This window comes from Oscillatoria salina IIICB1, assembly GCF_020144665.1.
GTDB lineage: Bacteria > Cyanobacteriota > Cyanobacteriia > Cyanobacteriales > SIO1D9 > IIICB1.
The window spans coordinates 1-23774 of sequence record NZ_JAAHBQ010000069.1 but is presented as its reverse complement, the minus strand read 5'-3'; the positions used below and the strand labels follow the sequence as shown (position 1 = coordinate 23774).

Annotated in this window: 21 protein-coding genes and 1 tRNA gene; 8 read left to right on the top strand and 14 right to left on the bottom strand. The window is 40.2% G+C overall.

The features are described 5' to 3' along the window. Positions 1 to 167: 167 nt before the first annotated feature. From G3T18_RS18975 to G3T18_RS18955, 5 genes are all read left to right on the top strand, one after another. Positions 168 to 1175, top strand: coding sequence for a rod shape-determining protein (locus G3T18_RS18975; RefSeq protein ID WP_224412154.1), 1008 nt, complete (start codon positions 168 to 170; stop codon positions 1173 to 1175). A 269-nt stretch (positions 1176 to 1444) separates the two neighbouring features. Continuing rightward, the gene (gene mreC, locus G3T18_RS18970) at positions 1445 to 2188 is read left to right on the top strand and encodes a rod shape-determining protein MreC (protein ID WP_224412153.1); all 744 of its coding nucleotides are present in this window, start codon (positions 1445 to 1447) and stop codon (positions 2186 to 2188) included. Between the two features lie 61 nt (positions 2189 to 2249). Continuing rightward, complete coding sequence (mreD, locus tag G3T18_RS18965) at positions 2250 to 2816, top strand: rod shape-determining protein MreD (protein ID WP_224412152.1); 567 nt, start codon at positions 2250 to 2252, stop codon at positions 2814 to 2816. 148 nt (positions 2817 to 2964) lie between these two features. Then, positions 2965 to 4074 carry a bifunctional diaminohydroxyphosphoribosylaminopyrimidine deaminase/5-amino-6-(5-phosphoribosylamino)uracil reductase RibD gene (gene ribD, locus G3T18_RS18960; RefSeq protein WP_224412151.1) on the top strand — a complete coding sequence of 370 codons (1110 nt, stop codon included), beginning with the start codon at positions 2965 to 2967 and terminating at the stop codon, positions 4072 to 4074. 1 nt (position 4075) lies between these two features. Next, on the top strand, positions 4076 to 4738 hold the full coding sequence (locus G3T18_RS18955; protein ID WP_224412150.1) for a hypothetical protein: 663 nt from the start codon (positions 4076 to 4078) through the stop codon (positions 4736 to 4738). Positions 4739 to 4891: 153 nt separating this feature from the next. Here the strand turns inward: G3T18_RS18955 and G3T18_RS18950 are convergent, their stop codons facing one another. From G3T18_RS18950 to G3T18_RS18910, 9 genes are all read right to left on the bottom strand, one after another. Next, positions 4892 to 5683 carry an amino acid ABC transporter ATP-binding protein gene (locus G3T18_RS18950; protein ID WP_224412149.1) on the bottom strand — a complete coding sequence of 264 codons (792 nt, stop codon included), beginning with the start codon at positions 5681 to 5683 and terminating at the stop codon, positions 4892 to 4894. Between the two features lie 446 nt (positions 5684 to 6129). Further along, entirely contained in the window at positions 6130 to 7374 is a 1245-nt protein-coding gene (locus G3T18_RS18945) for an amino acid ABC transporter permease (protein WP_224412148.1), read from the bottom strand. Positions 7375 to 7385: 11 nt separating this feature from the next. Beyond that, positions 7386 to 8549: an amino acid ABC transporter permease gene (locus tag G3T18_RS18940; RefSeq protein WP_224412162.1), complete on the bottom strand. Its 1164-nt coding sequence runs from the start codon at positions 8547 to 8549 to the stop codon at positions 7386 to 7388. 122 nt (positions 8550 to 8671) lie between these two features. Then, positions 8672 to 9715: an amino acid ABC transporter substrate-binding protein gene (locus tag G3T18_RS18935; RefSeq protein ID WP_224412147.1), complete on the bottom strand. Its 1044-nt coding sequence runs from the start codon at positions 9713 to 9715 to the stop codon at positions 8672 to 8674. 275 nt (positions 9716 to 9990) lie between these two features. Then, complete coding sequence (locus G3T18_RS18930) at positions 9991 to 10200, bottom strand: hypothetical protein (RefSeq protein ID WP_224412146.1); 210 nt, start codon at positions 10198 to 10200, stop codon at positions 9991 to 9993. A gap of 353 nt (positions 10201 to 10553) precedes the next feature. Then, positions 10554 to 11348, bottom strand: coding sequence for a Stf0 family sulfotransferase (locus G3T18_RS18925; RefSeq protein ID WP_224412145.1), 795 nt, complete (start codon positions 11346 to 11348; stop codon positions 10554 to 10556). Between the two features lie 144 nt (positions 11349 to 11492). Next, a tRNA-Ala gene (locus tag G3T18_RS18920) sits at positions 11493 to 11565 on the bottom strand. Between the two features lie 16 nt (positions 11566 to 11581). Next, positions 11582 to 12310, bottom strand: coding sequence for an HAD family hydrolase (locus G3T18_RS18915; RefSeq protein ID WP_224412144.1), 729 nt, complete (start codon positions 12308 to 12310; stop codon positions 11582 to 11584). Positions 12311 to 12319: 9 nt separating this feature from the next. Beyond that, the gene (locus tag G3T18_RS18910) at positions 12320 to 13192 is read right to left on the bottom strand and encodes a class I SAM-dependent methyltransferase (protein ID WP_224412143.1); all 873 of its coding nucleotides are present in this window, start codon (positions 13190 to 13192) and stop codon (positions 12320 to 12322) included. A 614-nt stretch (positions 13193 to 13806) separates the two neighbouring features. Here G3T18_RS18910 and G3T18_RS18905 point away from each other — a divergent pair. Next, complete coding sequence (locus tag G3T18_RS18905) at positions 13807 to 16551, top strand: PAS domain S-box protein (protein ID WP_224412142.1); 2745 nt, start codon at positions 13807 to 13809, stop codon at positions 16549 to 16551. Positions 16552 to 16661: 110 nt separating this feature from the next. Then, the gene (locus G3T18_RS18900; RefSeq protein ID WP_224412141.1) at positions 16662 to 17843 is read left to right on the top strand and encodes an RtcB family protein; all 1182 of its coding nucleotides are present in this window, start codon (positions 16662 to 16664) and stop codon (positions 17841 to 17843) included. 143 nt (positions 17844 to 17986) lie between these two features. Here G3T18_RS18900 and G3T18_RS18895 read toward each other — a convergent pair whose 3' ends face one another. From G3T18_RS18895 to G3T18_RS18880, 4 genes are all read right to left on the bottom strand, one after another. Then, positions 17987 to 18733, bottom strand: coding sequence for a TVP38/TMEM64 family protein (locus tag G3T18_RS18895; RefSeq protein ID WP_224412140.1), 747 nt, complete (start codon positions 18731 to 18733; stop codon positions 17987 to 17989). Continuing rightward, positions 18717 to 19451 carry a TVP38/TMEM64 family protein gene (locus G3T18_RS18890; protein ID WP_224412139.1) on the bottom strand — a complete coding sequence of 245 codons (735 nt, stop codon included), beginning with the start codon at positions 19449 to 19451 and terminating at the stop codon, positions 18717 to 18719. The genes G3T18_RS18895 and G3T18_RS18890 overlap by 17 nt, the downstream gene beginning before the upstream one ends. A gap of 7 nt (positions 19452 to 19458) precedes the next feature. Continuing rightward, a complete protein-coding gene (gene arsS, locus G3T18_RS18885; protein WP_224412138.1) occupies positions 19459 to 20469 on the bottom strand; it encodes an arsenosugar biosynthesis radical SAM (seleno)protein ArsS in 1011 nt (336 codons plus the stop codon). A gap of 85 nt (positions 20470 to 20554) precedes the next feature. Beyond that, positions 20555 to 21745 carry a methyltransferase domain-containing protein gene (locus tag G3T18_RS18880; protein WP_224412137.1) on the bottom strand — a complete coding sequence of 397 codons (1191 nt, stop codon included), beginning with the start codon at positions 21743 to 21745 and terminating at the stop codon, positions 20555 to 20557. 768 nt (positions 21746 to 22513) lie between these two features. Here G3T18_RS18880 and G3T18_RS18875 point away from each other — a divergent pair. Continuing rightward, positions 22514 to 23338 (top strand): M90 family metallopeptidase, encoded by an 825-nt coding sequence (locus G3T18_RS18875; RefSeq protein WP_224412136.1) that lies wholly within the window; start codon positions 22514 to 22516, stop codon positions 23336 to 23338. 104 nt (positions 23339 to 23442) lie between these two features. Here the strand turns inward: G3T18_RS18875 and G3T18_RS18870 are convergent. Beyond that, positions 23443 to 23774 (bottom strand): SDR family oxidoreductase (locus tag G3T18_RS18870; protein WP_224412135.1); only part of this gene is annotated, 332 nt, incomplete at its 5' end.

The following is a 23774-nucleotide window of genomic DNA, read 5'->3' as shown; positions in this document are numbered from 1 at the left end:
CAATTTTCAACTAGGAATTACCCTACGTGACTAGACGCAGGATAGAAAACATAATAAAATCCACATCGGTTACAATTCGTTTAAATTTCAGTAACACACAGCAGCATTTCACTTTGGGGGCGTAGAAACGAGTGGGTTTTTTTAGTCGGTTTTCCCTTTCGCGGGACATGGGCATCGACCTAGGTACCGCCAATACCTTAGTATATGTATCCGGCAAAGGTATTGTTCTCCAGGAACCTTCAGTAGTCGCGATCGACCAAGACGAAAAAGTTCCTTTAGCTGTCGGCGAAGACGCAAAGAAAATGCTGGGAAGAACTCCTGGCAATGTAGTCGCCTTGCGCCCCCTACGTGATGGTGTAATTGCAGACTTTGATACAGCAGAGCTAATGCTCAAGCACTTCATCCAGCGAGTTCATGAAGGCAGAGCTTTAGTCTCACCTCGCATCGTCATTGGCATTCCCAGTGGTGTCACAGGTGTAGAACGTCGAGCAGTAATGGAAGCAGCCTCTCAAGCGGGAGCCAGAGATGTTTACCTCATCGACGAACCAGTAGCAGCAGCAATTGGCGCCGGGCTACCAGTAGCAGAACCAACAGGAAACATGATTATCGACATCGGTGGCGGAACTACCGAGGTAGCCGTGCTGAGTTTACAGGGAACAGTTCTCAGCGAGTCAGTGCGGGTTGCCGGAGACGAGTTAAGCGAATCCATTACTCAATATATGAAAAAAGTTCATAACCTAGTAATTGGAGAACGTACCGCCGAGGAAATTAAAATTCAAGTTGGTTCGGCTTATCCAACTCATGACGATGACGAAACAACGATGGAAGTACGAGGTTTGCACTTGCTTTCTGGCTTACCGCGAACAGTCACAATCAAGGGACCAGAAATTCGCGAAAGTATGTCCGAACCCCTTTCAGTAATCGTTGATGCCGTCAAACGAACTTTAGAAAGAACTCCTCCGGAATTAGCAGCAGATATAATCGATCGCGGGATCATGCTAGCTGGAGGCGGAGCTTTACTCAAAGGGCTAGATACATTAATCAGCCACGAAACGGGTATAGTAACTCATGTGGCAGCAGATCCTCTAAGCTGTGTAGTTTTAGGAACGGGTCGCGTTCTCGAAAACTTCAAGCAACTAGAGCGAGTTTTTAGCGGACGTTCTCGTAGTATGTAGAATTAGAGAGATTAAAATTAGTTGGCAGCGTTCAAGGCTGTGATTTCTACTCGAATATTGAGTTGAGTTAACAATCAGGTTTCGCAAACAACAGCATGACAAATAATCTTTGTCAGCTAGCCGTAGCAAACTTAATTTTTCCAGCAAACTCTGCCAACTTTAGTAGCTAGTTAAAAATAAGTAGTTTAATCTACTCATTTATGCTGACAAAAACCTCAAAAAGATTTTTGACAAAAAACTGTTGACAAGAAATAACAAACAGCAAAGTTATGTTTATAATGCGTCGCTGGTGGGATCGGCATGGATCGCGAGTAATCTGGACAGGAGTAATCGTTGGTTCGGCATGGTTAATTCGTCAAACTCATGGCACACCGATCTTAGAAATTTACCAGTGGCTTGTCGGTCCTTTTCAAGTCGGTCAAACGCGAGAAGAGCAATTAATTGATGCTCGTAACCAGGAACTACAAAGCCAATTAATTGAACTAGAAAAGCAAAATCAGGAGTTAAAAGAACTACTCGGTTATGTGAAAAAGCAAAAACAGCCAACGATTGTCGCACCAATTGTCGGACGTAGTGCAGACAATTGGTGGCAACAAGTTACCCTAGGTCGAGGTAGTGCCGATGGCATTGAAGTTGGTTTTGTGGTCACAGGAATTGGTGGTGCGGTAGGTAGGGTAATTAGCGTGACGGCTCACACCAGTCGCGTGTTGTTGCTAACTGACCCTTCCAGCCAAGTAGGAGTGAAAATTAGCCGCAGTAATCATCTCGGTTATCTTCGGGGTGAAGGTTCAGAATTGGCAATTATGGAGTTCTACGAGAAAGTTCCTGATGTCAAAGAAGGTGATAAAGTTGTCACTTCGCAAGTGAGTAAGTTATTTCATCCAGGTTTGACAGTGGGACGGGTAAAGTCAGTTAATCTTGATAAAAGTCCTGCTCCAGAAGCAGTTATTGAGTTAACAGCACCAATGGGTCAACTAGAGCAGGTTGTTGTGCATCCCTTTCAAAAAAAATAGTTATTAATAGTCAAATTTATTTCTTCCCTCGACTTGAGTTGCTGATTGGTGAGGCTCGAAAGTGATTAAAATTTCTCAGTTATCTCCCCTTGGACGCGAAATCGTTAATTGGGCGGTGACGATTGGTTCAGTTATCTTGTGTACAATGTTTTTGCTAACTAGGATGCCAGGGACAGCATTGCTAGGTATTGGACCTCATTGGTTGCTAATTTGGGTAGTAGCGTGGAGTGTCAAGCGGACAGTTTTTCAGGGTGCGATCGCGGGTTTGGCTTTGGGATTAATTCAAGATGGGATGACTTCGGGATTGATTGGAGATAGCATCTCTTATCTGCCTTCTCATGCTCTCAGTTTGGCTGTGGTGGGAATACTGACTGCTTGTATCAAAAAGCAAAAGTATATTCAAGAAGATTTTATTTCGATCGCCTTGATTGTTTTTGGCATGGCGATTTTAGCCGAAACTCTTACTGCGTTTCAGCATATTTTAGTTGGGTTGCGAGAGTTGGCTGAAGTTTGGAGTTTTCATCAACGTATTGCTCTTTCTTCAGCAATTCTTAGTAGTCTTTGGGCTCCAGTAATTTATTATCCTCTCAATCTCTGGTGGCAACGAATGAAAGCTTTCGAGCAATAGTCTAGTCAATTTTTGTTGGTGTAGCGATCGCTTGTGTAGTTGAACCGTTGAAGGTTACTTTTACATTCATCTACCTGTAAGGTGGCAATTAGTAGATACGCAGGTTGGTGCGGCTGTAGGAATAATTAAACAAAGGATACTCAGACTAATGACGACTGAGAACAAAGCGATCGCTTCTTTTGACCGCCAAATGATGCTACGGTGTGTCGAACTAGCTCGTCTGGGCTTGGGAAAAACTTCTCCTAATCCTTTGGTGGGTGCTGTGGTTGTCCAAGACGGTAAAATTGTTGGCGAAGGATTTCATCCCCAAGCAGGTCAACCTCATGCGGAAGTTTTTGCTCTGCAAGATGCTGGTGAGTTGGCTCGCGCAGCAACGGTTTATGTGAGTTTAGAACCTTGCAATCACTATGGTAGAACTCCACCTTGTACTGAGGCTTTAATTGCGGCTGGAGTGGCGAAAGTGGTTGTCGGCATGGTAGACCCCGATCCTCGTGTTTCTGGGGGTGGCATTGAGCGGCTAAGGGCAGCAGGGATTGAAGTTGTGGTTGGGGTGGAATCAGAAATTTGTCAGAAGTTAAATGAAGCTTTTATCCATCGAGTCCTCTACCAGCGTCCGTTTGGTATTTTAAAGTACGCGATGACTTTAGATGGCAAAATTGCTACTAATACTGGTCATAGTGCTTGGGTGACTGGTGAAAAAGCACGTCATCGGGTGCATCAGTTACGAGCGGCTTCGGATGCGGTCATCGTGGGCGGTAATACGGTACGCTTGGATAATCCTCATTTGACTACTCATGATAGTAATGCTCGCAATCCTTTACGAGTAGTTATGAGTCGTAGTTTAGATTTACCTGTTGATTCTTATTTGTTTTCTGTTGATGAAGCGCCAACTTTACTGTTGACGGAAACAGGTATTAATCCGGATTTGCAACAGGCTTTGCGGAAAAAGGGTGTGGAGGTAGTGGAGTTAACACCTTTAACACCAGGTGAGGTGATGAAATACTTGTACGAACGACAACTTTCTAGCGTGTTATGGGAATGTGGGGGTACTTTAGCAGCTAGCGCGATCGCGGCTGGCGCAGTGCAAAAAGTTATGGCTTTTGTTGCTCCGAAAATTGTTGGCGGTAAGGTTGCTCCTTCGCCAGTAGGAGATTTAGGGCTGGAAAAAATGACCCAAGCTTTACAGTTGTCAAGGTTGACTCTGCACTCTGTAGAACCAGATTTTTTAATTGAAGGTTATTTGCCTGTTAATGGTTAAGATGAGTCATTGGCTGTTTAATAGTTTGGGTAATCGCACTGCTGAGGCGAATCAATGGCTGCATTCTGTCTTTAACAAACTTGCTACCTTACAACCGCAGTTATTTTCTCGTCAACAAGATCCGGAGGAAGAAACTTTGACTTGCTTTGAATCTCCACAGCCGACTCTTACTAACCCGCGATCGCTGGATAATATTGACTCTCCTGACTCAGATCTGCGTTTGGTAGGTTGGGAATTTAAAATTGTGCGATCGAGTAGTAATTTGTTTGCCGATCCAGCTATTTTTCGTCAACTTTGTCAAGAAGAAGCTTTAGCAGGTTGGATTTTGTTAGAAAAGCTTGACGATCGCCGCGTGCGTTTTAAGCGACTGATAGCGATGCGAGATTTGATCGATACGGAAAATCTTCCTTTCGATCCTTATCGTTCTTACTACGGCTTGTCATCAAAGATCGTAACCTTCTTAACAGCGATCGCTGGTATTCTCACGATTGCTTTACCTGCTTTTTTTGGCTATTTCTTGGTTTCTAATCTCCTCTCTAAGGAAAAAATACCTCCTCAAACCACTTCTCCAAAAACAGCGATCGAATCTCCTGTGGATGAATCTGAGGAATCCTTAGATACGATACCACCTCAAGACTTTCCCCCCTTTGAGGAGGAAGAGTAGAGAGGGGGGAGACTTGGGAGAGGGGGAAGACAATGAGGAGGGGGGAGACTTGGGAGACAAGGAGGAATTGCTGGATAAACTGATAACTACTGATTCCCAATCCCTAATTCCCAGTCACCAATCCAAGGGTCCCCAATCCCCATTCCCCAATAACTACAAAATTTGAGATAAAAATTGTTGGGTGCGATCGTGTTTTGGGTTGTTGAAAAATTCTTCTGGGGGTGCTTCTTCCACTAATAGCCCATCAGCCATTAATACTACCCTATCAGCCACCTCACGAGCGAAACCCACTTCATGACTTACACAAACCATAGTCATTCCCTCTGCGGCTAGCGATCGCATAGTATCCAAAACTTCTCTTACCATTTCGGGATCGAGTGCGGAAGTGGGTTCGTCAAAAAGCATAATTTTTGGTTTCATCGCTAAAGCGCGCGCGATCGCCACTCTTTGCTGTTGTCCCCCAGATAGTTGTCCCGGATACTTTTTCGCTTGTTCCAGGATACCAACTTTTTCCAGCAATTGCATCGCGATCGCCTCTGCTTCTGCCTTTTTCCACCGACGTACCCAAATCGGTGCTAAAGTCACATTTTGTAGCACAGTCATGTGGGGGAATAAATTAAATTGTTGAAATACCATTCCCACTTCTCTTCTAATTGCATCAATATTTTTCAAATCGTGGGAAAGTTCGATTCCATCAATAATTATTTGACCTTTTTGATAAGCTTCTAACGCATTAAATGTCCGAATAAATGTAGATTTTCCCGAACCCGAAGGTCCCATAATTACTACTACTTCTCCTCGGTTAACTGACAAGCTTACACCGCGCAAAACATAAAAATTATTGCTTGCATACCATTTATGAACTTCACTAGCAATAATCGCCTTTTCTCTTTCCTCTCCCGGAAATTCATCTTCAATTAGAGTAGCTGGTTTTTCATTAATCATCACTTCAATCTCCTTACTAAATTCTTATTTACCTTTTATTCATCCTTTCCCAAGTTAAAACTAATCTTCTAATTCCGGGCAAAAAACTTGGCGTCTACTCTACTCTTTAAGAACCCTTTCGGGGAATGAGAACGGCTTTGCCGAATGAGCCTTTGCGAGATATTTCAGCTAAGTTAAAATCACCAGCCTACACTAATCCACCAAATTGTCAGACAAATCCGCAAACAACTTTAGAAAAAACACTTAAAATATCCCCAATTCCTCTTAGCGTCCACTCTAATTCATGAGCAAATTTATGGTCTAAAAACTTTGCGCCTACTCGAAGCGAGAACGGCTCCGCCGAATGCGTCTTTGCGACATATTTTAATTGATTTTAAAGCAGAATTATACACCATATTTTATCCTTAAATTCCATCTTAATGTAACAATTTTAACTAAAATTAATTTCAATTGCGCTCGATATTTAACTGCCTTTCTAAACGTTTACTTCCTTGAGACATAGCAAAACAAATTAGCCAATAAATAACCCCAATAAACAAATAAACCTCAGCATAGCGACCGATATAACGAGGATTTGCTAAAATAGAACGACTAATTCCTAATAACTCCACCAAACCCACAATAGCGAGTAAAGTTGTATCTTGGAACAAACCAATAAATTGACCGACAATTGCTGGAATCACTGACTTAATCGCTTGAGGTAAAACAATTAAAATTAAAGTCAAAGGTGTATTCAATCCCAATGCTTTAGCTGCTTCTGATTGTCCTCTAGGAATTGATTGTAGACCACCCCGAACATTTTCTGCTAAATAAGCAGCACTAAACATTGTTAAACCTACTATAGCTCTTAATACGCGGTCTGGTCGCCAGTCTGCGGGTAAGAAAAAGGGAAGCATGACTTGTCCCATAAATAAAATTGTAATTAGTGGTACGCCTCGAATTATTTCAATGTATAATCTACAAAGCCAACAAATTACTGGTAAAGTGCTTTGTCTTCCTAGGGCTAATAAAATCCCAAAAGGTAGAGACAAAACAATTCCTACTACTGCCATATATACTGTTAAGAGTAATCCCCCCCAGTCATTAGTTGATACGTTGTCGAGAATTAATCCACCTGTCATTAACCAAAGGACGATAAAAAAGGAGAGAAACCAAGCTAAAGGAAGCCAATTAACTAAATTAGGTGTTTTTTTAGCTACTTGTTTCCCTACCCAAGCAGTAACTACAAGGAAAACTACCATTGCTAATAACAATAAGCGGTAAGTTATTGAGATTGGTAGTAAGACGACAATCAATCCAGTTATAGTTAAAATAACTAAGCCAGTTACAGTCAAACCGATTAAACTATTTATGCTAAATAATTTGGGACTATTTCTGGCTAAAGTTCCCCAAGTTAATCCGGATAGGAAAATAATTACTGCGAGAATTAGCCACAAACGCCAATATTCGTCTTTGGGAAATCTGCCAACAAAAAATAAGGATAAATTAGCGGGGATTACAGTCCATTTTGCTTGCGTAGTTGCCCAGGTCAGAAAACCTTTAAAAAATTGAAAAAAAACAGCAAAAATAGTTAGGGTAATTAAACTGTTATACCAGGTGCTAAAGAGGTTTTTTTGCAGCCAAGTAAGAGGATTGGTTTGGGTTGCAGGTGGTGGAGAAAGATCGGGTTTTTGAGTATTTACAGTTGTCATTGGTGGCTGGTTTATCTTTCTTTCAACTGTACAGAGATGTTCAGCAAATTCATAAGCAAAGATATAATTAGGTTTAACAAGAGATAGGTAATCATAATAATTAAGATTACTTGGATTACTCGTCCAGTTTGGTTGAATGTAGTATTCGCGACATTATAAAGATCTGGATAGGCTACAGCGATCGCTAAACTGGAGTTTTTGACTAGGTTGAGGTATTGGCTATTTAAAGGTGGTATGATGACCCGCAAGGCTTGAGGAAAGACAACTAGACGCATGACTAAGCCAGATTTTAAGCCTAAAGAACGTGCAGCTTCCCATTGCCCTTTGGGTACAGATTGTATGCCAGCACGGACGATTTCGGCAATAAAAGCGCCAGTATAGAAGACTAATCCCATGAGTAAGGAAGTAAATTCAATCGATAAGCGTAGTCCAGTTTCAATAGTTCCTGGTTCGGGGGATTGAGGTGCTTGCCAACCAAAACCAAAGACTATAATGAGGATCGCGGTTATTACTGTTAGCCACAAAGTAATTAACTGCGGTTGACCGGATTGACCTTGCTCAACAATAATTTTAGTACGCCATTGCCAGAGGAAAAAAGCCGCGATCGCAGTGACAACCAATGCTGCTAACCATAACCAAATTTGGGGAGAAGCTGGAAAAGGTAGGTTAATTCCTCGCTTACTTAGAAAGATTATCCCTGCTAGGTCAAATTTTTCTTCAACTGATGGTAGTTGTAAGAACATCGCGTACCAAAATAATAATTGCAGTAGCAGAGGCGTGTTTCGGACGATTTCGATATAAATTACACTCAGCTTGCGCAATAACCAATTGTCGGAAAATTGAGCTATTCCTGCAAAAATCCCCACTATTGTCGTGAGAATAATTCCTGAAATTGCTATCCGTAGCGTGTTGAGGAGTCCAGCCATTAAAACTCGACTGTAGGAGTCTAGGGAAGGATTATAAGGAATTACGCTTTCGCTAATCGCAAAAGAAGCGTTATTACCCAAAAACTCAAAGCTAAAACCGATTCCTGCTTGCTGTAAATTGCGGACTAGGTTGCTACCTAGTATCCCGAAGAAAGCTATTACACCGATAACTACGATAACTTGTCCGGCAATGCGCCAGAAGCGATCGTCTCGCCAAAGAGGAATTTTTTGTTCTTGATCGGTCATTATTTAGTTATTACTTACTAAGAAGTTAAAGGAGAGGGTGAGGATAAACTGCTAACTATTCGCTGATAACTGCTAACTGTTAACTGTTCCCTGGTAACTGTTCACTGACACCCAATCCCCAATATTTAACGGAAGGGAGGAGAATAAAGCAAACCGCCATTTTTCCAGAGGTCATTTAAACCGCGTTCTAAATTAAATTGGGAATCTGCACCGAGGTTGCGATCGTAAACTTCACCGTAGTTACCGATATGATTGACTACACGAGCGGCAAAATCGTTAGGTAGTCCCATATCTTCACCTAAAGTACCTTCGATACCAAGAAAACGCCTAATGGTGGGGTCTTGGCTTTCTTTCATTTCTGCTAAGTTTTCTTGAGTTATGCCTAATTCTTCGGCTTCTACTAAAGCATAAGTTACCCATTTGACGGTATCAAACCAAGCTGAGTCGTTATCGACTGTAACGGGTCCGAGGGGTTCTTTAGACATGGTGATATCTAAAAGGATGTGGTCGTCGGGGTTGGGTAGGGTACTGCGACGGGCGATTAATTGAGATTTATCTGAGGTCATCCCTTGACAACGACCTTCAGCGTAAGCTGCATAGGCGGGGTCTGCTTGTTGATAGGTCACGGGTTCAAAGTTAACGCCTAATTCGCGCATATTATCGGTTAAATTTAATTCGGTAGTGGTTCCGGCTTCGACGCAGATCGATTTTCCTTCAAAGTCTTCTAAAGATTGAATATTGCTGTCTGTGCGTACCATCATCCCTTGACCGTCATAAAAAGTTGTGGGTGCAAATTCCATGCCGATCGCTGTATCGCGGCTAATTGTCCAGGTGGTATTTCGCGAAAGCATATCGACTTCGCCGCCTTTGAGGGCTTCAAAACGTTCTGTTGAGTCGAGGTTCCGAAATTGGACTGCGTTCGGATCGTCGAATAAAGCGGCAGCTACAGCGCGACAAATATCTACGTCTAGTCCTGAGTATTCGCCGTTTTCATCTAGATAACTGAATCCAGGAATGCTGCCATCTACTCCACAAACCAGTTCGCCACGACCTTTCACAACGTCTAGACGACTGTTGCCTCCTGAAGTCGTATCTGATGAACTACCGCAAGCCGATAGCGGAGCGACTAAAAGTGTGACGGCTAGCAGTAGGGAACTCCATTTGTGCATAGATTTTCTTGATTTGTATTAACTGTAAACAAGTTAATAAAGTTATAACACTCTAGATAGTTGCTTTTGTCACGGTTTTGTCTTCTCTAGTTGGAGTTTTTCTTGATACATAATTGAGTCAATTTGACAAGATTTTTGTTATTTTCTTTACATTTAGTCAAAAAAGCTAGGACGATCGCCGCGAAGATAGTTAAATGAAGAGAAGTGCGATCGCCCTAAGTTGAAGAGGGAAAATATTGGCTGGTATTTGCGGAAAAGGAAGGAGTGATAACTGGCTAAGGCTGATGGACTAAATCCTTGATCAGAGATAACCTATCGTGCAAATAATCATTCATCAAGTGAATTTCGTCTGGATTGAGCGATCGCTGCTTTTGCAGTTGACCAATTAGCCAATCAATCAAGCTTTCGTCATCCTGCTTCAGGAGAATGTATGATTTTTGGCTTTCTACTAATGACCAGATTTGACGTAACATTGTCGGTGTCATTTTGTCTCCTGTAGTTGAAGAACTCAAAGGTGCTGCTCGAAACTAGCCAAGACAGGATTTTTTCTGCTTACTAGCAAGAGTAACATATTCTTAATAATCTTTTAAGATTTTTGTTCTCTATCCCAGAATAACCGATCCCGCGATCGCCTTTGACGAGATTATACAAGATGCAACAAGAGTTACCAAAGCTTAAACAAATCGCTAATAAAACATAAAAAAGCTCATTTTTCTCTAAAATCCAGTAAGTATTCTCACAAATCTGTATCAAATATTACATTCGCTCAAAATTAATCATTCTGGAGCGAAGAAATCTTAACTCAGGGTTAAATAAAGATTATCATCAAAAGTCATCATTAATTTAGCTGACGAACAATCTTGTTAGCTATTTTCAGCAACAACTTAGGCAACCTGCGATAATCGCGAATAAATTGCTTATTTATCTTAGTAGATTGACTTTTCGTTGCCATTTCAATTTTGTCAGGAAGCAAAGATTCATCAACACCTAAATAAGCAACAATATTTCTAATTTCTTCTTCAAAAAAACCGATCAGTTTTTTGTTAGTAATCTCGTAATAATCCAAATTATTTTCTCTAAAAAACTCCCGCCAACGTCGATTTTGGTCTTTAAACTTTTGTTCCCAACGATAAATTTTTAGAGGTTGAAATTTCAGCGAAAAATTTTCTTTTTGCTGTGTAGTTTCACTCTGACTACTTTGTTCCCAGACATCTGTTTGCAGTGCGATTGTTGTCGAGACAGCTTGTGCAACCAGATCTTTTCGCCAAATATAGATAAATTTCAAATTAGGAAAAAAATAATTTAAGATTTCCAAATCTTGTTTATCTTGAAACAAAGGAGATTGTCGTGCTAATCTAAGAAAATCCTGCATTTGCCACCAGTGCATTTTGATTCCGAACACACCATTAGAGGTTAATCCTGCTTGCAAAACCGAATTACAGTAACCAAGAAACTTATCAGGATTATCTTTCAAATCCAAGCCTTGAAGCCTTTTGTAATGAAAATATTCTTCGGGAGTACCGCAAGACTTCAATTGTGCCAACGAGCGACCTAAAAGAGTGCTTCCCGAACGACCTGTAGAGCAGATAATGTAGCTTTTTTGGATATTTTTCTTTTGAGGAAGTAAGTCCATAAAAATCAAAGGTTTTTTAGGAGATAATCAAGAAATAATTATCGATCTTGAGGGACGGGAATGTCTAAACCTAATTATAACTATCAAATTCCATCCGTTGGTTATTGAAGATGAAAACTTATCTGCCCCTAGACAAAAACAAAATGGAGAATAGGGGATTTGAACCCCTGACCTCTGCGGTGCGATCGCAGCGCTCTACCAACTGAGCTAATTCCCCAAGGTCATTTGCTATCTTAACATTCGCTGGGAGCTACGGAAGTGGCGTTTCCCGAATAAATCTGCTGGACTCGTTCTAGTTCTAACTCAGAAAGATAATCTACTGTCCAGTTGGCTTGGCGTTGTAACATATGAAAGGGATAAGTATTGGCGACACCAACGACTTGCATTCCGGCACTTTTAGCGGCGGTAATTCCGGCTGGTGTATCTTCGATCGCTAAACAGTTCGCTGGCTTTAGTTGTAAAGTAGGTTCTTGGCGGTTGAAACGTTCGATAGCAAAAAGATAACAGTAAGGATCGGGTTTACTTTGGTGGATCTCATCGCCAGCGACGATAACATTGAAGTATTGCTTGATTTGGGCGCGATCGCAAACTAATTCTATTTCTGCCTTCATCGCCCCGCTAACTAAGCCAATTTTCAGTCCCAACCCTTGAATTTTTGCGAGAAATTCTGGTATTTCCGGATAAATGGGTATTTCGGGTAAAGCTTCGATTTGGTTGACGTAAGCTTGCGCCTTTTTCTCCATTAGTTTAGTCAGTTCGGCTTCGGTGACAACTCGTCCGCGACGGGCGAGAATTTCCTGAAGACAAGCGCGATCGCTTTTTCCTAAACAGACTTTCCAGTATTCTTGAGGATTAGGACGCAAGTTTTCTGCCAGCAAAATTTCGTCAATTAGTTGCTGGTGAATTGACTCATCTTTAATAATTACGCCGTTGAAATTAAACAGAACTGCTTTTAAACTCATGCTTTTATCTTAAAATGCGGGAGCGGTCATCCCCTGAATCTCATTCTCTGATGTAGTGGTAGATTGAGAGTAATGGACGACGACTGGTGTAGGTTTGATCCCTGTAGTTATTTGATTTAGCCACCACCAATCTTTGGTTTGTACCGCCTCGAAGTTGGCTGCACCCAGCCAAGCTTCGACACTATCAGTAGCATAGTCTTTGATGTAGGGTTCTTCAAAGATCTCTGAGAGCCAATTTACTTGTCTGAGAGTTTTCTGATTGCCATCGAGAATAATAACTTGTCCTCCGGGCTTGAGCAAACGGAAGGCTTCGCGCAAAATTGCTTTGGATACTGCGGGTGGGGTTTCGTGAAATAACAATGAGGCTGTCACTACCTCAAAGGAAGCTTCTTCCAAGTCTGTAGCTTCGGCGTTACCATGTACCCATTTGATTTCTAATCCTTGTTGTTGCGCTTTGCGATCGCCCATAAACAACATATAAGGTGATAAGTCTAGCCCGATGACTTCTGCATCGGGAAATGCTTGTTTGAGCAATACTGTCGTCGAACCCGTACCGCAGCCTAAGTCAAGTATACGACGAGGTTGTCCGGCGATCGCTTCGATTACTCCTTGACGTATCCAGGTTTCATTCGGTGGTAAAACGTATTGGGTAATTGGATCGTAGGATACTGATGCGCCAGGATTAAGATAGCCTTTCTCGACTCCGTGGAAGTTTTGGGATTTGTAGTAGTCTGGATAATCTAGGTTTGGGTTGCTAAAGTTAGCTTCTACTGTTTCCCAATCTGTATTTTGGTGAAATTCTCGTAGTTTATCTTCGTCGATTAATGGTCGGATGATTTGTTTTAAGAACCGTTCCCAAATTGTCTGTTGACCAACTGCCATATTTTTTACTGGGATAAACAACAATAAACTTTTTTTAGTGTTTGGGGGGACAACTCTAGCAATCTTATTTGATTGGCTCTTAGTGAGATTTCCGTTCCCTCTTTTACAAATTGTAACTAAAATTTCCCTGGTTGCCTTGGTCTGATTTCTGGTTTGCTGAGGTTCCTTTTCAATTTTCAGCGATCGGGCTAGATTCAGTCCGCCCTCAAATAATCTCGCCTAATTTTTTTCACAAATATTTACATTATCAACTTCAGAAAATATAAATTCATAATTATTAAATTTTTAAATAAAATCTTAATTATTTGTCTAAAATGAAAACTATAGCAGTTATTTTTCACAAGAGAGAAAAATTTACTTTTTTTGCTAGTAGTAGCTTGGTGATAAACCGGGAAGAAAAACTGGCTGAATAGGATTTAATTCACTTGTAAAATTGAAATCAAACATCATCAGAAAAGTTTAGTTAATTAATTTAGCATCATTATTTTTTTTCCCTCGACAATAATTGTCAACATATTTCCCAGATTTTTGCGACTTTTTCAACCAATTATGCTAGAAAAATTTAATTTTTCCCCAAAATAGCATATCCAACCAAAAAATAGGAGCTGAGTAACATGATGCCTAACCAAAAATTTAATTCCGATCGAAATTTCAGCCAGGAAAATTCTAATAATAAGGTTGGGCAAAGAAATATTAGTCCCAAGTTGTCAGAAGATTTAGACCTAGAAATCGAAGAAGCAAACCCTTATTTAAATTCCTCAGAAAAACTCTACCAAATAATTCTTAATAATATTTCCGATACAGTGTTAATTACTGACGATCTCGGAAATTTCACCTTTATCTGCCCAAATATTGAGATAATTTTTGGTTATTCTCCTCAAGAAGTAAAAATGCTCAGAAATATTAGCGCTTTACTAGGAGAGGGATTTTTCACGTTTGCCGAATTAAAAACCAATGGAGAAATTAGAAATATTGAGCAAGAAATCACCGATAAACAAGGGAAAAAGCATACATTATTAATCAATCTGAAACGAGTTACCATCGAAGAAGGAACAATACTTTATAGTTGTCGCGACATTAGCGATCGCAAAAAAGCAGAAAATCAATTAACCGAGTATCATAACCGTCTCGAAGAGTTAGTTGCGGAAAGAACCAGAGAATTAAGTATTACCAACGAAAACTTACAAAAAGAAATTAGCGATCGCATCGCTGCCGAAAAAGCATTGCAAGACAGCGAGATTCGGTTTCGCTCTTTGTTTGAAAGACACGATGCGATTATGTTACTAATTGACGAAGAAACTGGCACAATTGTCAACGCTAATCGAGCGGCTGAGAAATTTTACGGCTATGCTCAAGAAATCTTGCGTCAAATGACTATTTTCAATCTCAATCAACCACTTCACGAACAAAATCAGTCAGAATTATTTCCCACAAATTGTTTAAATCACAACTGCTGTACTCTGACACAAAGAGGTGCAAACGCCGAAACCCGTTGGGTAGAAATACACTCTTCACCAATAGAATATAAAAACAAACAGTTATTATTTTTAATAATTCATGACATCAGCGATCGCGTAGAAACCGAAGCCGCCTTACGCGAAAGCGAGCAGCGTTTTCGTCTTCTCGCTGATACTGCACCCGTGCTGATTTGGATGTCAGGTACAGATGCACTGTGCAACTTTTTTAACAAACCTTGGTTAGATTTTACCGGACGAACTCTGGAAGAAGAAATCGGAATTGGTTGGGAAGAAAACATACATCCCAGCGATCGCCAACATTGTCTTGATGTTTATCTTTCTGCTTTTAACAGCCGTCAAAGTTTTCGCATGGAATATCGCCTCAAACGCTTTGACGGAGAGTATCGCTGGCTTTTAGACACTGGAGTTCCTCGTTTTACATCCACAGGTACTTTTGCTGGTTACATTGGTTCCTGCATTGATATTAGCGATCGCAAAGAATTAGAAGAAGCCTTATTGCGAATTAGCAAAGCTGTTGAAAGTTCCAGTGAAGCGATCGCGATGACAGAAGTGACAGGTAGATCTATTTATCACAACCCCGCTTTTGGGGAATTATTTAAATACACCATCGAAGAATTAAATGCTGCGGGAGGAATAGCAGCCATATTTAGCAATCAAAAAGAATATTTGGCGATATTTTACGCGATCGTCAAGGGAAAATCGTGGAGTGGAGAATTGACAATGTGCGATCGTAGCGGGCGCAAACGGCTAATTTTTTTGCACGCCGATGCAATTAAAGACCAAACTGGCAATATTATCGGTATTGTTACCGTTCATACCGATATTAGCGATCGCAAGCGAGTCGAACAAGAATTAGAAGAAACCAACAAAAAACTCAGACGATCGATCCAAAAATTAGAGACTAATAACCGCGAAATTTGCTTATTAGGTGAAATTAGCGAAATTTTGCAATCTTGTCTTTCCGTAGAAGAAGCTTATAGCGCTCTTGCCGATCTCGTTCCTACTCTCTTTCCCGGCATTTCTGGAGGAGTTTTTATTCTCAATGAATCGAAAAATTTAGTTGAAGCAGTAGCTACTTGGGGAAAGCAAATGGATAGCAAAAGTTTGTTTGCACCTTGCGAATGCTGGGCTTTACGAAGGGGACGAGAGCATTTAGTAGATACTCAATATTCCGGTTTGCGCTGTCAGCACTTGCATGGCAATTTTCCTAAAACTAATACTTTTTGTGTTCCCACAATTGCCCTCGGAGAAACCTTTGGCTTGCTTTATTTATCTTCACCAAAAAGAAAACACTTTGACGATGCCAAACGACATTTAGCAATAACTTTCGCCGAACATATTGCTTTAGCTTTAGCCAACTTGAAATTGCGAGAAACTTTACATAATCAAAGCATACGCGATCCGCTCACAGGTTTATTTAATCGTCGTTATCTTGAAGAATCTTTAGACAGAGAAATTCAACGCGCTTATCGCAATCAACAAACAATCGGTGCAATTATGATTGATATCGACCATTTTAAACGTTTTAACGATACCTTTGGTCACGAAGCAGGAGATGCAGTCTTAAGAAAAGTGGGTGATTTCTTGAAAACTAGTATTCGCAGTGCGGATATTGCTTGTCGCTATGGTGGAGAAGAGTTAATTTTGATTCTCCCGGAAGCTAGTTTAGTTGATAGTTTAGAACGAGCCGAACAAATACGTCAAGCAATTAAACATCTCGATATTCAACATGGCTATCAAACATTGGGTGCAATTACTGTATCTTTAGGAGTATCTTGCTTTCCTAAACACGGAACTACAAGCGATACAATAATTAGAGCGGCTGATGCTGCTTTGTATCGAGCTAAAGCCGCCGGACGCGATCGCGTAATTTCTGCTTGAGTTTTGGTACTATATATTAACGTCTATCTACTTTCAATCAAAACTACTTGACAGTTTTGTATTATTTTTGTAGCATAAAAATAAGAGATAAATAAAATCCTAGATAAATTATGCCATACGCACAATTAAAACTATCAACAGATAAACCAATATTATCTTGGGCAAATCACGAACTTGGTTCCCAAGAAACCCAAATGGCGAAGAATGTTGCCTCTTTACCTTTTGTTTTCAAGCACGTCGCTTTAATGCCCGACGTACACTTAGGAAAAGGGGCTTTAGTTGGTTCGGTTATTGCTACCAAAGATGCCGTAATTCCTGCGGCTGTAGGTGTAGATGTAGGTTGCGGAATGGCAGCAATTAAAACCCCATTTACTGGCGAACAACTTGAAGGCAAACTGAAGAAAATTCGCCTAGATATCGAAGCAGCTATTCCTGTGGGTTTTAATGCTAACAAAGAAGTTGAAAAATCTGTTACCAATTGGCAAGGTTGGCGAAATTTCAAAGAACTTCATTCCGGCGTACAAAGCCTAGAAAAAAAAGCCATTAAACAACTTGGTTCATTAGGTGGTGGAAATCACTTTATCGAAGTTTGTTTGGATACAGATAACCAAGTTTGGTTAATGTTACATTCTGGTTCGCGACATATTGGTAATGCTTTGGCAAAATGTCATATTAGTACCGCGAAAGAATTAGCTAAATTAGCAACTAATAAATTACCCGATCCTGATTTAGCTTATTTTATCGCAGGAACGCCAGAATTTGCTGCTTATTGGCGCGACTTACAATGGGCGCAAAATTATGCCCGTTACAACCGAGATGTGATGATGAATCGTTTTAAACGGATTGTCGAAACTCATCTCGCTGGTGGTAAACAAACCAAACCTTTACTAACAGTAAATTGCCATCATAATTACGCGGAAAAAGAAGTACATTTTGGCGAAGATGTGATTGTTACTAGAAAAGGTGCGGTGAGAGCAACAAGCGAAGATTATGGAATTATTCCTGGATCGATGGGAGCAAAATCTTATATTGTGAAAGGAAAAGGAAACCATGATAGTTATTGCTCTTGCGCTCACGGTGCGGGACGTTTAATGTCTCGTAATAAAGCGAAAAAGCATTTTTCTTTGGATGATTTAATCGCGCAAACTCAAGGTATTGAATGCCGCAAAGATAAAGGAGTTTTAGATGAAATTCCTGGGGCTTATAAGCCGATTAATGAAGTGATGAACCAGCAATCTGATTTGGTGGAAATTGTGGCAACTCTGAAGCAAGTTGTTTGTGTGAAAGGGTAGTTTCAGTGAACAGTTACCAGTTAACAGGGAAAAGTTAACAGTTAACTAGGGTAATCTGTAATAGACAAATGTTTGCTACACATCATTACCTTGTAGAAACGTTGCCTGAAATGTCTCTACTTTTTTTCTATTTTTTATAAAATTCAATGAGGTGGATGTAATTGTTCCCTCGTTGAATTTTTTTTAGTGAATAAAGGTATTAAAGATAGAAGAATGAGGAAAGTTACAGCGAGGAAAAAAGATAAGCGAGATTCGCCTGATAAAGCTTCTATTCCGCTAACTCCCAGCCAAGTATAAAGTAAAGTTCCGGGTATAATTCCGATTAAAGTAGCGAGGGAATAGGGAAACCAATGAATTGAGGTTAAACCAAAGAGGAAATTAACGACATTAAAAGGAGTAATTGGTGCAAAACGAACTATCAAAGTGAAAGTAAAGGGTTTATTTTGGATTGCTTGCTCGAATTTTTGCAAACCTTGATAGTGACTAAAGCGGCGTTTTATCCAGTCATGAAGTAAGTAACGAGCTAACCAAAAAGCAGCGATCGCGCCGAGAGTTGCACCAACTACTGACCAAATTGTACCCCAAAATAAACCAAAAACCACGCCCCCAGCGATCGCCAAAACTGTCCCTGGGATACCTAACGCAGTGAAGAAAACGAACAAAAACAGAAACAGGAAAATCGCCCCAAACTCTGACTTAGTAAGCTGTTGAATGAGAAAATCTTGGTTAAAAATGACTCGTAACGGACCGATAGTACAAAGTAAAGTACAAAGAAAAAGCCCTATTCCCAACCAGCAACGCGGCTTTTGCAAATTCTGTAACCAAACCTCTTTCTTTTTCAGCGATTTAGCCACATTCTGACTTTCATTTTCTCTATTCTTCACTAGCATAGGATTGTTTTACCTCTGCTTCATTTTCAATCTTCTGATTTAAAGCTTCCCTAGCAATTTTAGTTACATAAACCGTTACTCCAACTGTGGCGATAAATCCCACAATGCGGATAATCCACTGAAGTGTATCCGGTTGTTCTTGAGTTCCCAACGTAGCTAAATTTTGCGCCAGAGAGCCAAAATAAACATACATAATTGTTCCCGGCATCATCCCAATCCAAGAAGCTAAAACATAATCTTTTAAAGATACTTGAGTCACTCCAAAAGCGTAATTCAAAAAGACAAAAGGAAAAACTGGCGAAAGTCTGGTTAAACCGACAATCTTCCAGCCCTCCTTGGCTACAGCTTCATCAACTGCTTGAAAATTCGGCTTACTTTCAATTAATTTAGCAACTTTATCTCTCGCCAAATATCGCCCCACCAAAAACGCTAAACTTGCCCCTAAAGTAGAAGCAATTGAAACAATAATTGAGCCAAGAATAACTTGATAAAGGAAACCAGCACCGAGAGTTAATAGCGAACCAGGTATTAGGAAAACAGTAGCGATCGCATAAATCAGGACAAACGCCACAATTCCCCAAAGTCCCAATTCTCTAATCCATTCCAAAGCAGTAATTAACAGTTGTTGAGCCGTCTCCAAAACCCCAAAATATTTGGCACCAATTATTATAACTGCAATCACAATTGCTCCTATTCCTAACTTCACTTTAGAATTCATCTTTTTTCTACTTAAAACTAACTAAAGAACCACCACAACTAGAACCACTCCCAGCAGTACAACCATAACAATAAGGACGAGTTTGAATTTCCTTAATTACATCTAAACTACCTATTTCTAATAACTTCGCCACCGTCAAAACCTCACCATCAGCAGTTTTTGCAGGTATATTTTCCATCTGATTAAAATCACAATCGTAAACATTTCCTAAATAATCAATCGAAAGCTCATTGCGACACATTACACTTGCAACCGTACTTGCATTGTAATTTTTTTCTAAAAACTTTAGATAAGAACCGTGCAAATCATAACGCTGAAGAAACTGCTTTGTTCTCCCAATTGGCAAATTCGTAATCGTCAGCAAATTGTTAAACACAATCCCAAAATTTTCTGACAAATATATCTTATAATCTTGTTCCAGCTTCTCTTGCTTTGGTGGCAGCGAAAACTTCTCTTCAGCAATAGGAATTGGTGGATTATATACCAAATCTAAAATTAAATCTGACTGCTTACCATAACCCAAACTATTCAACAATTTTATTGCTTTAATCGACTCATTATAAACACCAGCACCACGCTGTTTGTCCACATTATCTTCTAAATAACAAGGCAAAGAAGCAACAACTCTCAGCTTATTCTTCGCAAAAAATTCCGGTAAATCTTGATAACCCTCAACAAAATAAATCGTTAAATTAGAACGAACAATAACCTCCTTATTTTTCGCCCTAGCTGCCCCTACTAACTCCCTAAAACCATAATTCATTTCCGGTGCGCCGCCAGTCAAATCTACAGTTTCAAGTTGCGGAAAACGACTAATCAACTCAATCAATTGCTGGCAAACTTCCGGCGATAATTCCTCAGTACGTTTTGGTCCCGCTTCCACATGACAGTGACTACAAGCCAAATTACAACGCCTACCTAAATTTACCTGCAAAACTCTAATTTTTTGCTTAACTAAAGGCGCAGCAATTTTATCCTTAAACGGCGTTAACTTTTTATCTAAATGCGCTTGAACCATATTAACTTTTCAAACCTCAACTAACTTCTAAACATTCGCTCACAAAAAACTATCTGCGTTCATCTGCGTCCATCTGCGGTTAAAATCAACAACAACTGCTGCTACTACAATCGCCCTCATTACTATTAACTACAGTCAGATTGTAATCCCTACCTTTAGTTTCTTGAGGGTGACGAATTGCAGTTCGCTTACAGTTAAATTCCTCAGCAGAATCTAAAGGAATTTCCTCATAAGGGGGAACCGGGATAACATCTTGAGTATAGGGACTATTAGGATTAGTATAAATGTGATAAGTTTTGTCACAAACCGCCATTCTTTCTCCCCGACGCAAGATATGTCCGTCGTCGTCTTGAACTTGTTTCCAAGGACCTTTATAAATTACGGTTTGGTTACGTTCCAAACAAACCCCTTCCTTACCTTTATAAGCCCTAACTGTTACCGAACGAAACTCAATTCCGTCAATAACTTGCCAAGGTTCCTCTTGACGTTTGAGGATTTCTATGCCATAAAATCCCGCATCTTCAAACATTTTCATAAAGTTATCTTCCCGAAATGCACCCGCAATACAACCACTCCAAAGATCGGGGTCATTCAGTATTTTTTGAGTTGGATCTTCGTCGCAAACAATATCAGAAATTACTGCTCTACCACCACGCTGCAAAACTCGAAATATTTCCTGAAAAAGTTGCTTTTTGTCAGCGTTGCGAACTAAATTAAGGACACAGTTAGAAATCACAACATCGACACTATTATCTGGAATCAGACGTGCTTCCTGACGTAGCAAATCGCATTGGGCTTCAAAATTACTTAATCCCTCCATTGAATTAATCGGATTTTGCTGTAACCAAGCTTCTGCTAAATCTAAATCTAATTGCAAATCTTGAATTTTTCCCTTGAAAAACTTGGTGTTATAGTATCCAAGTTGAGAAGCAATTTCCGATTGATACTTACGGGCAAGGTTTAGCATTTCATCGTTAAAATCGACACCGATAACCTTACCTTCAGCGCCAACTTTTTGCGCAAGAATATAACAATTTTTCCCGGCACCAGAACCCAAATCAACTACAGTTTCACCCTGACTAACATAGAGAGTTGGGTCGCCACAACCGTAATCTTTTTGAATAATTTCTTCTGGGATAATTTCTAAGTAATTTTTGTCATAATCAGTGGGACAGCATAAACTCGGTTGTACTTCTTTCGCACCAGCTTGGTATCGTTCCAAGACACTTGCTTCAACGTTGTATAGTTGCTTTTGGTTAGTTACATTTTCAGTCACGAATTTTTCCTTTTTTAAGAGATGGAGTCAGTATAAAGCAAAACTACTGCTGCAAGTCTATTAAATACAGTGCAGATGAGTTTTTCCTGAGAGATGAGCGAATTATCATTTTTAGTGAAGAATCTGGGAAGATTTCTCGTTTCCTGGCTCTGCCAATTGGATAATGGAGGCGGAAGACCTAGTTTCTGGTTCCCTGGCTCCGCCGGGGAACACCCTAAACGAGGCTCTGCCTCTTGGATAATGGAGGCGGAAGACCTAATTTCTGGTTCCCTGGCTCCGCCGGGGAACACCCTAAACGAGGCTCTGCCAATTGGATAATGGAGGCGGAAGACCTAGTTTCTGGTTCCCTGGCTCCGCCGGGGAACACCCTAAACGAGGCTCTGCCTCTTGGATAATGGAGGCGGAGCCTCCCAGTCGGCATTTCTCGGCAGAGCCGAGAAACGAGAGGGGTGAATTGTACAGCCGAGAAACGAGAGATAATCAAACTAAAATACTTTGATTACTTCCTCAGCAAAATTTGCCAAGTAATCAGCAATGTTATTCCTAAATAACCAAAAACAACCAGCCAATCTTGCCATTGATTAGTATTTTCCATTCCTCAACTTATTTGTCAGTAAATTTAACAATATTTCGCTTAAAAATAGCATTAATTGCTTATTTTATCAAGTTCTAAATCGTCAAATATACTAATCAGCGATACGACAAGACTAGCGGTATTTATTTCTAAGTTAGAATTAATTTATAGACTTAATAAATTACTAAATTATTATGATGCAAACGCTATTAGTTTTATTGATAATCTCAGTGATTATCGCTCTAATCTTACTTAATCCTTTTCTAATTAAACAACGTCGCCAACGGATACGAAATAAGCTTTTGTCACCACTAGAAAATGCTATTATCGAAAATAGTCTGCCTATTTACGATCGCCTAAATTCCGATGAGCGACGACGGTTGCAAGGACATATTCGAGTTTTCCTCGCAGAAAAGCAATTTATTGGCTGTGGAGGCTTACAGATTACTCCAGAAATCAAACTGGCGATCGCGGCTACTGCCTGTTTACTTTTACTGAACGAACGAGAAAAGTATTTCCCCAGCTTACGCACTATTATTATATATCCAACGGCGTATATTGTCAAGCAAAATACAGCAATTAGTAACTATGTGGTTGCCGAAAGTGAAGTAGTTAGATTAGGGGAATCTTGGACAAAAGACCAACTTGTTTTATCCTGGGAACAAGTGCAACGAGATACTAAAAATTGGCGAGATGGACATAATGTTATTCTCCACGAATTTGCTCATCAACTTGACCAAGAAAAAGGCAATGCAAATGGCGTTCCTTTGCTGAAAAAAAAAGCCGATTATCAAACTTGGACGCAAGTTATGACTAGGGAATATCAACAACTTTGTTTTGATGTAGAAAAAGGTAGAAAAACAGTCATGAATAGTTATGGTGCGACTGCACCCGCCGAGTTTTTTGCTGTGGCTACCGAGACATTTTTCGAGAAACCAAAACAGTTACTTCAGAAACATCCTCAATTGTACCAAATTTTGCAAAATTATTATCAATTAGAACCGTTACAATGGAGTTAACTCGTTAACTCGAAAAAAATTATGTAGAATGTAGAGACGTAGCACTGCTACGTCTCGATAATTTCTCTTACGTCTCGATAATTTCTCAAGAATTGCCACGAATTTTATTTAATAGTTTCCACCTGTTTATTTTCTAATCCTTCGTGAGAATTTTTCAAAGGTAAATTACCTTTGGGTTCTTGACGCAAATTCTCTGGTGTTTGCTTACCAACGCTACCTTTAGCAACAGTAACACCACCATCAGCTAACCACAATGCACCAGTAACATAACTCGCTTCATCCGAAGCTAAAAATGCACAAACATTCGCCATTTCTTCGGGTGTTCCTCGTCGTCCCATTGGCGCAGCCATCACTAAAGTTTCTTCCATTTGTGCATCCATTGGACCCGTTTCTTTATGTGTCCAAGCTGTATCGATCGCGCCGGGACAGAAACAGT

Bases quoted from the DNA above. Each gene is read 5' to 3' on its own strand.
- G3T18_RS18975 (WP_224412154.1), top strand. From the start codon at position 168: ATGGGCATCGACCTAGGTACCGCCAATACCTTAGTATATGTATCCGGC.
- G3T18_RS18890 (WP_224412139.1), bottom strand. From the start codon at position 19,451: ATGAATTCTAAAGTGAAGTTAGGAATAGGAGCAATTGTGATTGCAGTT.
- G3T18_RS18905 (WP_224412142.1), top strand. From the start codon at position 13,807: ATGATGCCTAACCAAAAATTTAATTCCGATCGAAATTTCAGCCAGGAA.
- G3T18_RS18895 (WP_224412140.1), bottom strand. From the start codon at position 18,733: ATGCTAGTGAAGAATAGAGAAAATGAAAGTCAGAATGTGGCTAAATCG.
- arsS (WP_224412138.1), bottom strand. From the start codon at position 20,469: ATGGTTCAAGCGCATTTAGATAAAAAGTTAACGCCGTTTAAGGATAAA.
- ribD (WP_224412151.1), top strand. From the start codon at position 2,965: ATGACGACTGAGAACAAAGCGATCGCTTCTTTTGACCGCCAAATGATG.
- mreC (WP_224412153.1), top strand. From the start codon at position 1,445: ATGTTTATAATGCGTCGCTGGTGGGATCGGCATGGATCGCGAGTAATC.
- G3T18_RS18945 (WP_224412148.1), bottom strand. From the start codon at position 7,374: ATGACAACTGTAAATACTCAAAAACCCGATCTTTCTCCACCACCTGCA.
- G3T18_RS18950 (WP_224412149.1), bottom strand. From the start codon at position 5,683: ATGATTAATGAAAAACCAGCTACTCTAATTGAAGATGAATTTCCGGGA.
- G3T18_RS18955 (WP_224412150.1), top strand. From the start codon at position 4,076: ATGAGTCATTGGCTGTTTAATAGTTTGGGTAATCGCACTGCTGAGGCG.
- G3T18_RS18910 (WP_224412143.1), bottom strand. From the start codon at position 13,192: ATGGCAGTTGGTCAACAGACAATTTGGGAACGGTTCTTAAAACAAATC.
- G3T18_RS18930 (WP_224412146.1), bottom strand. From the start codon at position 10,200: ATGACACCGACAATGTTACGTCAAATCTGGTCATTAGTAGAAAGCCAA.
- G3T18_RS18925 (WP_224412145.1), bottom strand. From the start codon at position 11,348: ATGGACTTACTTCCTCAAAAGAAAAATATCCAAAAAAGCTACATTATC.
- G3T18_RS18935 (WP_224412147.1), bottom strand. From the start codon at position 9,715: ATGCACAAATGGAGTTCCCTACTGCTAGCCGTCACACTTTTAGTCGCT.
- G3T18_RS18875 (WP_224412136.1), top strand. From the start codon at position 22,514: ATGATGCAAACGCTATTAGTTTTATTGATAATCTCAGTGATTATCGCT.
- G3T18_RS18915 (WP_224412144.1), bottom strand. From the start codon at position 12,310: ATGAGTTTAAAAGCAGTTCTGTTTAATTTCAACGGCGTAATTATTAAA.
- G3T18_RS18900 (WP_224412141.1), top strand. From the start codon at position 16,662: ATGCCATACGCACAATTAAAACTATCAACAGATAAACCAATATTATCT.